We start from the raw sequence: 13,733 nt of genomic DNA on the forward strand, positions 1-13,733 counted from the left end.
GCAGTTTCCATCAACACTCACTTTACCACACTTTAATACCCGCTTCAATTGACCTAAATATCAACACCATGATATGATTTTCCTTGCTTTGCCACCGATTGATTATATGGTATAACCAAACTATTCATGAAAATAATTTCCGTCAAAATCGCCGCTATTTTATTCGGATTATTGGCCAAATTTAAAATTCCGTTTACGCGCTTTGGCAAAAAAGTAAAAAAAATATTTGCCCCGCTAGGCTGGGTCTTTTTGTTTACCTTTATTTTGCCAACATATAAAGTTTATCGGACAGTTAAAAAAGTGGCCTTAAAATTTTATTCGCCAAAATTAAAAGTTCGCAAAAATCCAATTCTTTACATTTTTTCCAAACGCTATATCGTACACGCTGTTGTAATTGTAATTTCACTCGGCACGGCTTTGGCCAATATTAACGCGAACGAAATCCAAACTGATGAATTAGCCACCGCAAGTATTTTAGCTCAATTAGTCATTAAGGAAGACTTAGGTTACTTATTGGAAGAGGGACCACTGCCTTCTGAACCGCAAATAACCAGCTACCTCTCGCCCAACACTCTTCAAAGCCAGCCCGAACCTGCCCAAACCGAAGTCGCGGCAATTGAAGGCGATTTACCATTAGTTACCGGCGGCAGTACTGTCTTAAAGCCGCTCATTTCGCCCAGCGAAGCAGAAATTCAAAAACGCGATAAAATTATTACCTACACTATTGAAGAAGGCGAAAACATCTCTTACATTGCCCGCAAATTCGGCGTTTCGGTTAACACTATCTTATGGGAAAATGATTTAACTGCTTACAGCATTATTCGTCCTGGCCAAACGCTAACTATTTTACCAACCAGCGGGATTACCCATAAAGTTGCGAGTAAAGATACAGTTGCTTCTATCGCCAAAAAATACCAAGCCGACGAAGATGATATTATTGAAATCAACAAACTTGCTTCGGCCGAAGATATTATGGCGGGGGAAACTTTAATCATTCCTGGCGGTGTTAAACCAACAGTTAAACGAACCTACACTGTCAGAAGCTTTACTGCGCCAACCGCCCCAAGCGCTCCGGTAACCACTGGCACCGGACATATGCAATGGCCAGCTGGTTGCCGGCGAATTAGCCAATATTTTGGTTATCGTCACTCTGGCTTAGATATCGCCTGTTCTTATGGAACAAACGTTTTCGCGGCCGACTCGGGGACTGTGGTGACCGCCCAAGGCGGCTGGAACGGCGGTTATGGTATTTATGTCGTGATCGATCATGGGAATGGCCTGCAAACGCTTTATGGCCATAACAGCCGTTTACTAGTTAGTGTCGGGGATCAAGTCACCAAAGGCCAAGTCATTGCCGCTATTGGCTCCACCGGCCAATCCACTGGCCCACATGTTCACTTTGAAGTCCGTTCATCTGGCCGTAGACTAAATCCGTTAAGTTATATACAATAATAATAAATTAATCATTAAATATTTATATTATGCCCGAAGCAGCATCCAATCCAGATATTGCAAGCAAGGAGGAAGAGCAGCAATTTCTAATTGCCGCATTAAGACAGAGGACTGAAGAGGGTCTAAAAGATTTACTAGATAGCCTTAAGCAAGAACATGCCGAAGTTCCACCTGCTTTTGATACTGTTGATGATTATATAAAAGTAGTTCAGGATGTGCTGGCTGAAAAAAAACAAGGTTAAAAAACAAATAAAAAACCGGCAGTGTAAACTTCCGATTTTTTAATACTACCAAAGTTTAATCATAGGAATCTGGGCTGGCTAGCCGTTGCATGCTTAAAATTATTTCTCGCAATGTTAAAAAAGCTTCATGAATATAACGGTTGGCGGCTTTGACATGCCCTAGACCTTGACGATATGACTCTGCCGCATCATCGGCATCATCAATGGCGTTAAAAGAATCAACCGCTAAGTCTAGTTCCGCTTGCGCCGCGGCCAGGTGCCGGTCATATTCAGTATGTAAAAATTGCAATGCCTTAACGTCAAAACCTTGCGTGGCTAATTCATTGATTTTATCTCCCACTCGGCCGGAAAAAACTTCAGCTTTATTTAAAACAAATTGTAATCGCGCCACTAATATGCGCCCATTCACCCGTACAAACACATATTTATGCCTTTGCCAATAAGCTTTAATAGCTTGTGTGCGGGAATTAAGTTCATCGGTTGAAACTGTTTCTAAATCTGTTAGCTGATCTTGCAACCAAGCAATATCTACATTAACGTCAGCTAAAATAGCCGCTTTATCATCCTCACTCATATCATCTTGCGCATTAACCCAAACTTGGACTGACTCCATGCGCTTAAGCAAAGCGTTAACCGTATGGCTTAAATAAGCTCTAATTTGGGTATTCAAATTATCCCGCGCCACTGTGGAAGAAGCGCGGACATACTCATATTGATAATCGTGGAGCCTTTCTTGCTCATCGCGAGATTTATCAACTGAATCTGAATACTCCTTTCTAGTCTCACGATATCTTTCTTTGGCCTTAATGTTATCACCACCCCTTTCGTCAGCCAAAGCGCTTGGAGATATAACCAAACTTAAAGCCATAAAGGCGGCAAAAATGCTTAATTTAAAATTTTGGCTTGTCATGCTATAAACCTAATAATTCATCAGCCACTCTATTTAATGAAGCATCGAAAGCGAGCGTTTCTAATTCATTGATGTCAGCCGTTAAAATGGCTAAATCATTATCCATTTCTTGGGCTAATTTATTGATGGGGGCTATATCAACTGAACCGATGTTGCTTGGGCCCGTTTCAATTAGTTTTGCAGTGGCCAAATTTTGGCTCGCCGCCGGCAAAGATTCTGAAACTGCGGTTACTTTTTCGTTTGGTGATATTGCCGGTGAAAAAATGTTAACGTTTTGAGAAAATTCAGATAAGCTAAAAATTCCTGCCGCCAAAACTAAAATAGCTAAGCTTACATAAGCAACGCGGCGCCCAATTAAAAACTCAGCCCAGGAAAAAGATTTACTGGAATTCAAATTATCAATTACGCTTTTCAATGACGAACGGTTTGGCATAACGCTGTCTTTGTCTTCCCGCATCGCCGACACCGCCTTAAACACTGCCTCTAAATCTGCCCTATGTTCAGGAAACATAGCGATAATTGATTCGGCTGATTGGCCCTGGTCGTGAAATTGCAGAGCCTGACTGATAACTTGTTCAAAATCTTTTCTAGACATATTTAATAAGCATCTTTAAATTCTTGACGTAAAACTTTTAAAGCCCGGCATTGCAATTGGCGAATCGCGCCTTCTTTCTTGCCGGTTACCTCCGCGATTTCCTTATTACTAAACTCATTGACAAACTTAAGGATCATCACTTCTTGTTGCTCTTCAGTCAAATTGTAAATCGCGTCTTTAATTTTAGTTGCCATATCTTTAATTTCGGTTAATTCTGCCTCGCTTCGGCGATCGTCAGCCATCCTTTGGAAAACTACTTCCGGATCATTTAACTTAACTTCCCTTTTCTTACGCCAATAATCAGTAATTGAGTTACGGGCTACGGTAAAAAAATAAGCTAAGGGAGATTTTCCTTGATACTTAAATCGTCCGACTGATTTAAACACTTTAATAAATACGGTTTGGGTTAAATTCTCAGCTTCTTCTTTGTCTGGCAAACGGTAATAAATATAACGAAACACCGGCACATAATATAACTCATACAGCTGACCAAAGGCGTCACTGTCGCCCTGTTTGGCGCGTTCCATCAAATCAGCCGGATCTGTATTAAAATTGCCGGTCATACGCGGTACATATAACGCTTAAAAATTAAAATTGTGACAAGTCAAAATTCGATTATAAAGATGGTGATTATTCCTTCGGTAATAGCTCTGGATTTAAGAATTCGGCCGTCTTAGTTCTAATGCCAAAAGCTCGTGGTAATGTTCGATAAATGCCGCCCGCGATGGCTCCGGGCCGATCTCTTTCTTCTCGCACTCTGACTATTTGATCAGCAATTTCGCGGCCTGAAAAATAACCGTCCTTTGCACTAGGATCGCTTGTCGGTATTCTATCGATTCTAGAAACCACCTCAACCAGCTCGTCTACGCTTTGGGTATTTTCTATTTTTTTACTCATTTCATCTTCACGTTCGTCCTCCTCATCTTCAGTTTCTGATTCAGGATTAAATGCATTTCCGCAATTAGCACAAAAATTAGAATCAGGTAAATTACCAATATAGCAATTAGGGCAAAGCTTTTTAATTACTGGGTCAGATTTTAAAAATGATTCTTTGTCGTCTCCACCTTTTTCTTCATGAGGCTGCGCATCTAATTCATTATCTTGCACATTGCTATCATGCTCAACTGGGCTACCATAATTTTCTATTAAAAAATAATTGCCGCCTATTGCCGCGAATGCTTCTTCAAAGTCTTGTTTTAACTCGCCAGTTAGCTGGCTAGGGTCAAAAGCTTCAAGCTCAGATTCTATCATGGCTGCTTTTTGGTCATATTCTTGAGCTGAGCCGCCGTCTCCCTCTTGTCTTTCATTGACAGCTTTTTTTCTCAAGATAGCCGCTAAAATAGCTTTGGACATTTTTAAGTCTAAAACATCGTCCGACTCACCCTCGAAACTATGCTGGCTGGTGTCTTCCGGGCTAGGTCCTGGTATTTCACTAAGCATAAATATTTGCTATTTTATTAAAATTTCGATAATCAAATCTTAACAAACTAATAAAAAATAATCAACCTTATATGTAATTTACCTGGTTTTATGGTAAAATTATGAGGTTATGCTAGGCCGAAAAAAACAAGAAGAACAAACTTTAGAAAAACTTTTAGGGCGGGAAATTAAAGAACCGCAAATTTTACAACCAGAAAAAGAAGTTTCTAAAGAAGAATTAGAACAACTTCGAGAGTCAGCCAAACCCGAACAGCCGCCCAGCAAAAAAACAACTCCTCCTCCGCCCTCAGAGCCAACGCGTCCCAAAACCATTACCGGCGCTATTCGCACTGAAGATGTAACGGCGATTGAAAATATTTTAGAAGAAGATATCGCGCCGCTATATCAATCTTTGCCGGCCGACCTCAAACCTAAATTTAAACAAAAAGGCGAAGCTACCGCCATTGCCATTGCCGATTTATTAAACCAGACTAAAGTTAGAGTTAAAAAAATTATCTCGCTGATAAAAGAGTGGCTTAAACTAGTACCGGGCATCAACCGTTACTTTTTAGAGCAGGAAGCCAAAATTAAAGCCGATAAAATTATGGGGCTGAGGGGGAAATAATGTCATTTCTGTCATCTTCTCAAATAATTGCCGACTTGCGATTAGTGTTGCTTTTCGCGGCTATTATCTTTGCGGTTTTAGTAGTTGCGTTATACGTTGCCCGAGCTATCGTGCGCCGGCTTTACATTGTGCCAGATAAATTTACGAAATTATTAATTTTAGTCAAACTGCCCAAGGAGTCAGCCGAGGAAAATAACCAGCAGGCCAACCCGACGGATGTGATTCGCCAACGCATTAGCTTAATGGAAAATTTATTTTCCATTTTAGGTGGGCAAAAAATCGCAAATGGATTAAAAACTTGGTTTTACGGGCGCGAAGATGTATTGTCTTTTGAAATTGTGGCCCAACACGGTTGGATTTCATTTTACGTGGCCGTGCCTAAATATCTGTACCAACATATCCAACAACAAATTCATGCGCATTTCCCTGACGCTGAATTAACGGTTGTGCATGATTACAATATTTTTAAAGCGTACGGTTTTGTAAAAGGTTTTTATCTTAACTTGGCCCGTAAATACATGTTTCCAATTAAAACTTACGAACAGCTTGATGGTGATCCATTAAGTGCTATTACTAACGCCATGAGTAAAGTCACTATTGACGACGGATTGGCGCTACAAATTATCGCCCGCTCGGCCCGCAAGTCTTGGCACCGGGCCGGCAAACAAGTCGCCTCAGAAATGCAGCAAGGCAAGCAGCTTGGCCAAGCGATTAAAAATAAAGGTTCAAAATTTGGATGGGTAGGCGAATTTTTATCTTATGGCGGAGTAACTTCAACTAAAAAACAAGATCCCCGCAATCAGCAACCGGAAATTCATCGCCTGTCACCGATGGAAGAAGAGCTCGTTAAAGGTTTAGAAAATAAAACTTCCAAGGCCGGCATGGAAGTAACTATTCGCGTCGTCGCCGCATCTCAAGATGCCGGCATCGCCGACCAATACTTACAAGGAATCATTGACGCCTTTAGCCAATTTAATTATTACGAATATGGCAACAGCTTTAAAAAAACTTCCGATTCGCGATCCCGGTTACTTAAAGATTTTATTTATCGGACCTATAAACCTGGGCGAAAAAACATTTTAAATTCTGAAGAGCTGGCATCAATTTACCATTTTCCAATTCCTGAGATTGAAACACCAAACATCTTATGGCTGCTTGCGCGCGTTGAACCGGCCCCGGTCAATACGCCCAAAGACGGCTTGTTGCTTGGACTTAATTTATACCGCGGCAGCCAAACTGAAATTCATATGAAAGAAGACGACCGTCGTCGCCATATGTATGTGATCGGTAGCACTGGTACCGGTAAATCGGCTTATATGCAAAATTTAATTGTCCAAGATATTACCGCGGGCAAAGGAGTTTGCGTTATTGATCCGCACGGATCATTAGTTGAAGAGGTGTTAGGATTAATTCCCAAAAACAGAGCTGATGATGTTGTGCTTTTCAACCCAGCCGACGTTGATAAGCCGGTTGGCCTTAATATGTTAGAAGCCAAAACGCCGCAAGAGGCTGACTTTGCTACCCAAGAAATGATTGCTATTTTCTATAAATTAGTGACTGATCCTTCAATGATTGGGCCGATGTTCGAACACAACATGCGTAACGCCATGCTCACTTTAATGGCTAACACCGAACGGCCGGGCACAATTGTCGATATCCCGCGCATTTTTACCGACCCGCAATTCCAAAAATATAACTTAAAATTTGTGACTGACCCGCTTGTACGCCAATTTTGGGAAAAGGAAATGGCGAAAACATCCGACTTTCACAAATCCGAAATGCTTGGATACTTAATTTCTAAAGTTGGCCGATTTGTCGAGAACGCGATGGTTAGAAACATTATCGGCCAGCCAAAATCCGGCTTTAACTTCCGCCAAATAATGGATGGGCAAAAAATTCTGCTGGTTAATTTATCCAAAGGTAACGTCGGCGAAATTAATTCTAACTTGCTGGGTTTAATTGTGGTATCAAAACTCCAAATGGCCGCTCTTAGCCGCGCTGACGTGCCTGAATCAGAACGCCATGACTTTTATTTATACATTGATGAGTTTCAAAATTTTATTACTGATAGCATCGCCACGATTTTATCAGAGGCTAGAAAATATCGTTTAAACTTAACTTTAGCCCACCAATACGTCAACCAGTTGGTGCAAGGCAATGACACCAAAATTCGCGACGCTGTTTTTGGCAATGTCGGCACGTTGGTAACTTTTCGCGTTGGCCCTGATGATTCGGAATTAATCGCCAAACAGCTGGCGCCGGTAGTGAGTGAATACGACGTGATGAATATTGAACGCTTTAACGCTTACATAAGATTACTGATTGATAACCAGGCGAGCAAAGCTTTTAACTTAACTACTTATCCACCACAAGCCGGTAACCGGCAGATGGCACAAGCCGTAAAAGATTTATCCCGCCGCAAATATGGACGGGATAAAAGTCAAGTTGAAAAAGAAATTTTAGAACGGTCTAAATTGGGCGCAGAAACTTCACCGTCCCAAGGCCCGCCGCTTGAACGGACTTTATAAATACATCACATCATAATAAATACAGAGGCAAAAAATTTTGTGCCCCTGCGGGCATGGCGAGGCATAAAAAACTCAACTGTCCTGTTCTCCTTTATCTTCTTTGTTATCGGACAGCATCTCAGCCATTGCCCTACTCCGCTCCTCTTGGAGTGAAGTATTTTTTAAAACCTCGTCTATCTGTTCAAAAAAATCTCGCACAGAACACCAGCCTGAAAAATCAGTATCTTCATAATTTGGGTCTTCCAGGGTGCCGGTACTCCCACATAATATTTGAAAAGCTTTTGACTTACCGGCATCAGGCACCGCCTCCTCAATTTGTCTAGCAAAATCATTCATTCTAAAATTTAAAGCGCTACCTTTTTCTGTGCCTTTATACTTTTCTAAAGCCTGTTTTCGTAATTCTCTGAGATTTTGTATCTGGTCAAAGCCAATGGCAATTGTTGTAATGCCTTCTTCTTGCTCTGCATGGCCTCCTTCAGGTTTTTTGTCCATATTATTTTTGTAAATAAATAGTTTGAGTTGGGTAGGCGAACACTATCTTCTCTTTAGCAAATTTTTCGCATAATGACAAATTAACACTTTGTTGAATATCCATATAGGCATTGTAATCAGACGACTCAACGTAATAGACAACTTCAAAGTCTAGACTTGAATCGCCAAATTTGTAAAAATGACACCGATCAAACTCTGCGTTTTTAGTTTTATCAATAATTTCCTTAACTATGTCTGGGACTGATTCAATCTTTTTTTGTGAAGTGCCATAAACTATACCAAAATGAAATAAAGCCCGGCGGCGAGTCATGCGTTTGAAATTTTGCACCCGCGTGCTGGTCAATTCTGTATTAGACACCACGAGCTCCTCACCGGTAAGTGAACGAATACGCGTGGTTTTTAGCCCAATGCGCTCAACTGTGCCTTTATGTTCGCCAATAACGATAAAATCACCGACTTTGAACGGTTTATCAATATAAATTGAAAGCGAGCTAAATAAATCAGCAAATACCTTTTGTAATGCCAACGCCACCGCCAAACCGCCAACGCCCAAACTGGCAACCAGCGAAGTTACATTCACACCCAAATTAGACAACACCACTAATATGCCAACAATCCAAACTACAGCCGCCACGATAATTTTAACCACGCTCATCATTGATTCGGCCGTACCCTTGTCTTCTTCATCCGCTTGGTCAATGTATTTTTTGGCAAAATAATCAACAAGCCTATGAATGGCTTGTATTATTTCATACACTACCGCAATGATAAAAAACGCTTTAACAAGCGTGTTGGCGTAGCTAGGTAAAGTTAATGCCTTAACTGCAAAAAATAAAGCGACGACTAAATAAAATGGCGGTTTAACTTTAGTAAAAATTTTAATTAAAACGTCGTCAAACTCTGTTTTAGTTTTTTTGGCTAACTGCTTTAGCCGAGCCAAAATAATCACTTGAAAAATCTTCAACGCAATAAGTAAGCCAACAAAAATAACGGCCGACACTATATAGTCATAACCGCTATTGCCTAAAAACTCATAGCCCTTAAAAAACTCAACAAATCCCATGCCCTCTATATTAGCACAAAATTTTATTCGTACAAACCTTACTCTAAATTGTCGCCAAATTTCAAATCAAGCTTAGTCACATCGTCAAATTCGTAAATATTTTGATTCCATGTTGAACCGAAGTGCTTTTCAGCAACTGCTTCATTAATTATCCAGCGCATACTTAAATCTGTATCAATATAAAAAACTTCCACCGTGCGCTTATTTTTAATCAGCCAGCCCGGTTGAATGCCGTAAGGAGTATCAGTTAATTCTGTCTCGGGTTTTAGCGACGTGGTAGCGGCTGCGCTTTGGTTTATCACGCCGCGGGTAATTGGCCCAAAGTAGCCAACCGCCGGGCTTATACCCTTGGCTTGCTGAAAAGAAGCTAAAGCGGATTGAGTCGCTCGGCCAAAATAAGTTGTTTCATTGCCCGGTGAACCAGCCCCGCTAAATGCGACTGTAAAACCAGTATTATTCAAATAACGCTGTAGCTCTAAAACGTCTTGATGCTCATCTCCAAACTCTAAATCACGGGTAAAAAAATATGCGGTTGTGCTTCGCGCAGGACTCAATGCCGCTTGCAAACTAGCGTAAGGGTCAATTGGCTCACGCTCTGGCGTCCAAATTTCAAAATGCAAATGCGAACCGGTGCTTTCAGCATTGCCGCTATCTCCTACCCACGCAATATGTTGTCCAGCACTAACTTGTGTACCGCGCTGCAACCCCGGCACAAATGCGTATTCCGGTCCGCCGTTACCATCGTCAGTTCCCGGCGTATCATTATTAATATGCAAATAACGATAAGAATATCCGTCGCTATCATTAATATAAACAGCGTATCCCCAGGTTGGCTCATTAAAAGTAATATAGCGTACGTACCCATCAACCGCGGAAACTAACGGCGTCATCTTGTCAGCCAAAATATCAATGCCTTGGTGCGTCCGGCCGCCGGAACGCGGATCGCCAAAATTGTCTAAAATGGTATAGTCGCCGTCAACGGGAAAAGTAATTTCGCGCACGGTTTGGGCAAAAACAAAAAACGGCATCGCTAACGCCGCAATTGAAACTAAAAAATACTTAATTTTTGTTTTACGACGCATAAGCACTAGTATATAGTACTATAACGACCGCGCCAAATAAGTGTGACTTATTTTAATTTTTTACTCTTTGAGGTAAATTCAATCTTTTCCAGATTAAAAAAACCAAAGCTAAATATGCCAAGTAAATCAACAACTCTAAAAGCGAAGGGTTGCCGTTGTAGCCAAATATTCCAGCCAATAAAATGCCGATTTGTCCTTTGTCGTGCATTAACGGATAACTACCGTCGGCAAGTACGGGGGGATTAATGTTCCAAACTTCATCAATTAGCGGCGGCAAAATATGAGCTTCGTGGAATTCATGAACACCGTGAGCCAAAAGCCCAGCGGCAAAAAAGATTAAAACTAAGCTCGTGACATTAAAAAAATGTTTAATGCTAATTTTACGAAAACCCTTAAACAACAGATAACCTAATAAAACTGCCAACACCGTTCCTAAAATAAAGCCAAGCAAAACGCTATTAGCCGAAACCAGAGAAGCCACATTAAGGAATATCACCATTTCTATACCCTCTCTCAAGACTGAAACAAAAACTAACAAAAACAAACCATAAGCGTGAGGCTTATCCATTTGCTTGGCAACTCTATGTTCAATTTTTTGAGCAATTTGCTTTTGCCGCATCATCCAAAAAATCATATACGTTAATACCCCCGCCCCAACAAACATCATGGCCCCTTCAAAAATTTCTTCCGCTCTGCCGCTAAAGCTCCCGGCTATATTAAAAAATAAGAACCCGGCAATAATACTTGCAACAACTCCAAAGCCAAGCCCCACATATACAATTTGGTTGTAATGTGTTTGCCGAGTTCTATTTAAATAGCTTAAAACCACTCCGACAACCAGAGTGATTTCTAAAACTTCGCGAAATGTTATAACAAAACTTGGTAACACTTAAATAATATGCTAATTAAATTATCATCGGAGCGGGTGAGCCCGCCTATGCTTGCCTGCCGGCAGGCAAGGCGAATAAACTCCATCGAATTGCCGCCTTTAAATTTAACAGAAAAATCAAACTTTATATTCCTTAACTTTTTGAAGTGCTAATTTAAGCTGTTCTTGCTTATGCTGAAGATCTTCAATTTCTCTACTTATTGCAGACCATTTATCAAAATTTTCTTTTGCTCCTCGCGGACCATAACCATCCCTTACAGACATTTTTTCTTTAAGCAGTTCGTCAAAATCTTGGATGCCTGCTTGTCCTGCCTGTTGCTTAAGATCGCAATAATGCTTAATGCTACTTAACGCTTCCCGTACTGCCCTAATATTATCTGCAAGAATAAAATCACCAAAAGGTGTTTCAATAGATAGCTCTATAGTGTCAACACCTTGCGAAAATGTTTCGTCGGGCAAACTTAAGCTCTTAACTTCTGTCTCTCCCAACGACTCTCCATAAACTCCAAAATATCTAATTGCCATATGATACTCGGGTAATTCTTTTTCTAGCGCAGAGATTCCTCCTTCAGGAGATTTTGTCATAAGATTACTACAACAATAATTATAGCAATTCAGTGGGGGCAACTATTCTTATTTATGCAGAAAAATAAGATACCAAGTTATCAGCAGGGCTGCTAAAAGAATTAAATTAATAACAACACTAATTCCTAAGGCTGTGGTTTTACGTGAAGACATATTGTTTGCTAGTTCGTTTTCTGATCGCAACTCCTGGCGCGCATGATCAACTCTTCGATCGTCTTCTCTTTCTTGCTGGTTATTTATTATTCGGTGGGTCTGGGCATCTTCTTCTACTTGGTCGACTATCTGTTGATTTGTCTGTGATTTACTTGCCACTAAAAATTTTAATTTTTTCACAATTTTTAAGTTTTGAATTGGCATTGATTTAAAGATAATAAAGATTAACAAAGAATAGCTCAAGTATACCAAAAAATTGTTTTTTTAGCCATTAATTGGTATAATATAAACATTATGCTTGCTAAACAACCAAATAACAACGGCCAAACCGGCACACCCGATGAACCAATAAGTGCCGGAGACGGTGGTGTCAACCGCAAATGGATCGATGAACATGGTGATCCCAGCTATATCTATCTTGAATCCTTGGCAAAAGAGAAAACACAAGAGGCCTTAGAAAAGTTAAAAAGAATTGCCAATGATCATAACGTAAATTACAACGCTGCCGTTACTGCTCAAGATTTAGTTGCTATGATTGTGCTCGCAACACAACATGAAGATGGTGACGAATCAATGTAATATAATTAAAACCTCATCTGTCTTTAAAAAACTTTTTGATTTAGGTATTGTTGTCTTGCTACAACCAAGTGGACTTCGGATAATAATTAAGTAATTTATAGTTAAATTATATTAGAAAATCGCCCAAATGGGCGACTTTTTATTTTCTGATTCTCCGCCAGAGGCGGATAAATAACGTCGTTGATTTACCAGGTAGTAGCAAAATTAGCACCTTGTTGCCCTGCCCGCCTCTGGCGGGGGGGACCCCGATATTCATCCGGGCAGGCGTTAGAACTGAAATTATTAACTTAGAGCAAAAATTTAAACTTTGGTTGGCAAACAAAATTTTTTAATTCAGGCAAGAATTAGCTTTTAAGTAATCCATGGTATTCGGTGAATCGCCCTGCATTATTTCATTGGTTCTTTCTTCACCTAATTTTTCAATAAAACATTTTTCCATTTCAGGCGTAATTTCTGAAGGCAAGCTTGCCGGATCTATAACGATAGATTCTAATTGTGCTTCTTGTTCTTCAGTGAGAAGCGGGTTCTTGTCTATATTGTCAATTTCTACTTCATTGTTTCCAGTTACCGTCTTTATAACCGATATCGGCGACATGCCAGAAGAAATCATCGGCTTAAGATTAAATGGATCAGTTACCCAGATATAACCCAAACCAATAATCAAAATGAAAAAAATAACCCCTAATACAACAAAAAATATATTAAGTATTTTTAATAATGCTTTCATAGTTACAGTTTTCAATTAAACAATTTAATCAACCAGCCAAAAATGCTAAATTTATCTTCATTTTCTTTAATAAAAGATTCTGCCTGGGATTTTGCTTCTTCAAGTACTGCTATTTGTTCATCTAATTCTGTTTTTGTTTCTTCATCTTCAACCTGCTCCTTGACCCTAGTAAGCCGGCTTATATGATTTTCAGTTGTTGCTAATTCACTTCTAATAGCCCCGATATTTTTATAATCTGCACCAAAAAAGAATGTTTTGAATTTACCCCGGTTTTCAACTCTTTCCATTGCTTGGGCTGCTCGCTCATTTGATTGTCAAGGACCCCATTTTCCAAACACTCATTCTAAGACTTTTAAGCAGCCATAACAGGCTGTTTTTCAAATACTTTAGGT

17 protein-coding genes are annotated in these 13,733 nt (G+C 40.1%); 5 read left to right on the plus strand and 12 right to left on the minus strand.

Annotated elements, in window-relative coordinates; all coding sequences use genetic code 11:
• Window positions 1–126: 126 nt before the first annotated feature.
• Both COT81_05770 and COT81_05775 read left to right on the plus strand, forming a co-directional pair.
• Entirely contained in the window at window positions 127–1,452 is a 1,326-nt protein-coding gene (locus COT81_05770; GenBank protein PIS04576.1) for a hypothetical protein, read from the plus strand.
• Window positions 1,453–1,481: 29 nt separating this feature from the next.
• Window positions 1,482–1,694, plus strand: a complete 213-nt coding sequence (locus tag COT81_05775) for a hypothetical protein (protein ID PIS04577.1) — start codon at window positions 1,482–1,484, stop codon at window positions 1,692–1,694.
• A 55-nt stretch (window positions 1,695–1,749) separates the two neighbouring features.
• Here the strand turns inward: COT81_05775 and COT81_05780 are convergent, their stop codons facing one another.
• The 4 genes from COT81_05780 to COT81_05795 form a co-directional block, all read right to left on the minus strand.
• Window positions 1,750–2,604: a hypothetical protein gene (locus tag COT81_05780; GenBank protein ID PIS04578.1), complete on the minus strand. Its 855-nt coding sequence runs from the start codon at window positions 2,602–2,604 to the stop codon at window positions 1,750–1,752.
• 1 nt (window position 2,605) lies between these two features.
• On the minus strand, window positions 2,606–3,199 hold the full coding sequence (locus tag COT81_05785) for a hypothetical protein (protein ID PIS04579.1): 594 nt from the start codon (window positions 3,197–3,199) through the stop codon (window positions 2,606–2,608).
• Window positions 3,200–3,201: 2 nt separating this feature from the next.
• Window positions 3,202–3,762, minus strand: coding sequence for a hypothetical protein (locus COT81_05790; GenBank protein PIS04580.1), 561 nt, complete (start codon window positions 3,760–3,762; stop codon window positions 3,202–3,204).
• Window positions 3,763–3,829: 67 nt separating this feature from the next.
• Entirely contained in the window at window positions 3,830–4,639 is an 810-nt protein-coding gene (locus tag COT81_05795; protein PIS04581.1) for a hypothetical protein, read from the minus strand.
• Between the two features lie 109 nt (window positions 4,640–4,748).
• Here COT81_05795 and COT81_05800 point away from each other — a divergent pair, with 109 nt between their 5' ends.
• Together COT81_05800 and COT81_05805 are read left to right on the plus strand one after the other, a co-directional pair.
• A complete protein-coding gene (locus tag COT81_05800; GenBank protein ID PIS04582.1) occupies window positions 4,749–5,243 on the plus strand; it encodes a hypothetical protein in 495 nt (164 codons plus the stop codon).
• Window positions 5,243–7,771 carry a hypothetical protein gene (locus tag COT81_05805; protein ID PIS04583.1) on the plus strand — a complete coding sequence of 843 codons (2,529 nt, stop codon included), beginning with the start codon at window positions 5,243–5,245 and terminating at the stop codon, window positions 7,769–7,771. Before COT81_05800 ends, COT81_05805 begins: the two co-directional genes overlap by 1 nt.
• Before the next feature lie 72 nt (window positions 7,772–7,843).
• Here the strand turns inward: COT81_05805 and COT81_05810 are convergent, their stop codons facing one another.
• The 6 genes from COT81_05810 to COT81_05835 all read right to left on the minus strand — a co-directional run bounded on the left by COT81_05810 (window position 7,844) and on the right by COT81_05835 (window position 12,266).
• A complete protein-coding gene (locus tag COT81_05810; GenBank protein PIS04584.1) occupies window positions 7,844–8,263 on the minus strand; it encodes a hypothetical protein in 420 nt (139 codons plus the stop codon).
• A 1-nt stretch (window position 8,264) separates the two neighbouring features.
• Window positions 8,265–9,326: a mechanosensitive ion channel protein MscS gene (locus COT81_05815; protein ID PIS04585.1), complete on the minus strand. Its 1,062-nt coding sequence runs from the start codon at window positions 9,324–9,326 to the stop codon at window positions 8,265–8,267.
• Window positions 9,327–9,364: 38 nt separating this feature from the next.
• Window positions 9,365–10,408 carry a hypothetical protein gene (locus tag COT81_05820; GenBank protein ID PIS04586.1) on the minus strand — a complete coding sequence of 348 codons (1,044 nt, stop codon included), beginning with the start codon at window positions 10,406–10,408 and terminating at the stop codon, window positions 9,365–9,367.
• A gap of 52 nt (window positions 10,409–10,460) precedes the next feature.
• Window positions 10,461–11,297 (minus strand): high-affinity iron transporter, encoded by an 837-nt coding sequence (locus COT81_05825; GenBank protein PIS04587.1) that lies wholly within the window; start codon window positions 11,295–11,297, stop codon window positions 10,461–10,463.
• 117 nt (window positions 11,298–11,414) lie between these two features.
• Window positions 11,415–11,882, minus strand: coding sequence for a hypothetical protein (locus tag COT81_05830; GenBank protein ID PIS04588.1), 468 nt, complete (start codon window positions 11,880–11,882; stop codon window positions 11,415–11,417).
• A gap of 48 nt (window positions 11,883–11,930) precedes the next feature.
• On the minus strand, window positions 11,931–12,266 hold the full coding sequence (locus COT81_05835; protein ID PIS04589.1) for a hypothetical protein: 336 nt from the start codon (window positions 12,264–12,266) through the stop codon (window positions 11,931–11,933).
• A gap of 63 nt (window positions 12,267–12,329) precedes the next feature.
• Here COT81_05835 and COT81_05840 point away from each other — a divergent pair, with 63 nt between their 5' ends.
• Complete coding sequence (locus COT81_05840) at window positions 12,330–12,614, plus strand: hypothetical protein (GenBank protein ID PIS04590.1); 285 nt, start codon at window positions 12,330–12,332, stop codon at window positions 12,612–12,614.
• Window positions 12,615–12,942: 328 nt separating this feature from the next.
• Here the strand turns inward: COT81_05840 and COT81_05845 are convergent, their stop codons facing one another.
• On the minus strand, window positions 12,943–13,341 hold the full coding sequence (locus COT81_05845) for a hypothetical protein (protein PIS04591.1): 399 nt from the start codon (window positions 13,339–13,341) through the stop codon (window positions 12,943–12,945).
• Between the two features lie 11 nt (window positions 13,342–13,352).
• A complete protein-coding gene (locus COT81_05850; protein ID PIS04592.1) occupies window positions 13,353–13,628 on the minus strand; it encodes a hypothetical protein in 276 nt (91 codons plus the stop codon).
• Between the last annotated feature and the right edge of the window lie 105 nt (window positions 13,629–13,733).

It is taken from the genome of Candidatus Buchananbacteria bacterium CG10_big_fil_rev_8_21_14_0_10_42_9 (assembly GCA_002773845.1).
Classification (GTDB): Bacteria; Patescibacteriota; Patescibacteriia; order Buchananbacterales; family 21-14-0-10-42-9; genus 21-14-0-10-42-9.

What these genes read in the sequence shown, in the direction of transcription:
- COT81_05840 (PIS04590.1), top strand. Translation starts at nt 12,330, where the DNA reads ATGCTTGCTAAACAACCAAATAACAACGGCCAAACCGGCACACCCGAT.
- COT81_05800 (PIS04582.1), top strand. Translation starts at nt 4,749, where the DNA reads ATGCTAGGCCGAAAAAAACAAGAAGAACAAACTTTAGAAAAACTTTTA.
- COT81_05780 (PIS04578.1), bottom strand. Translation starts at nt 2,604, where the DNA reads ATGACAAGCCAAAATTTTAAATTAAGCATTTTTGCCGCCTTTATGGCT.
- COT81_05805 (PIS04583.1), top strand. Translation starts at nt 5,243, where the DNA reads ATGTCATTTCTGTCATCTTCTCAAATAATTGCCGACTTGCGATTAGTG.
- COT81_05845 (PIS04591.1), bottom strand. Translation starts at nt 13,341, where the DNA reads ATGAAAGCATTATTAAAAATACTTAATATATTTTTTGTTGTATTAGGG.
- COT81_05790 (PIS04580.1), bottom strand. Translation starts at nt 3,762, where the DNA reads ATGACCGGCAATTTTAATACAGATCCGGCTGATTTGATGGAACGCGCC.
- COT81_05770 (PIS04576.1), top strand. Translation starts at nt 127, where the DNA reads ATGAAAATAATTTCCGTCAAAATCGCCGCTATTTTATTCGGATTATTG.
- COT81_05785 (PIS04579.1), bottom strand. Translation starts at nt 3,199, where the DNA reads ATGTCTAGAAAAGATTTTGAACAAGTTATCAGTCAGGCTCTGCAATTT.
- COT81_05850 (PIS04592.1), bottom strand. Translation starts at nt 13,628, where the DNA reads ATGGAAAGAGTTGAAAACCGGGGTAAATTCAAAACATTCTTTTTTGGT.
- COT81_05795 (PIS04581.1), bottom strand. Translation starts at nt 4,639, where the DNA reads ATGCTTAGTGAAATACCAGGACCTAGCCCGGAAGACACCAGCCAGCAT.
- COT81_05810 (PIS04584.1), bottom strand. Translation starts at nt 8,263, where the DNA reads ATGGACAAAAAACCTGAAGGAGGCCATGCAGAGCAAGAAGAAGGCATT.
- COT81_05820 (PIS04586.1), bottom strand. Translation starts at nt 10,408, where the DNA reads ATGCGTCGTAAAACAAAAATTAAGTATTTTTTAGTTTCAATTGCGGCG.
- COT81_05815 (PIS04585.1), bottom strand. Translation starts at nt 9,326, where the DNA reads ATGGGATTTGTTGAGTTTTTTAAGGGCTATGAGTTTTTAGGCAATAGC.
- COT81_05830 (PIS04588.1), bottom strand. Translation starts at nt 11,882, where the DNA reads ATGACAAAATCTCCTGAAGGAGGAATCTCTGCGCTAGAAAAAGAATTA.
- COT81_05775 (PIS04577.1), top strand. Translation starts at nt 1,482, where the DNA reads ATGCCCGAAGCAGCATCCAATCCAGATATTGCAAGCAAGGAGGAAGAG.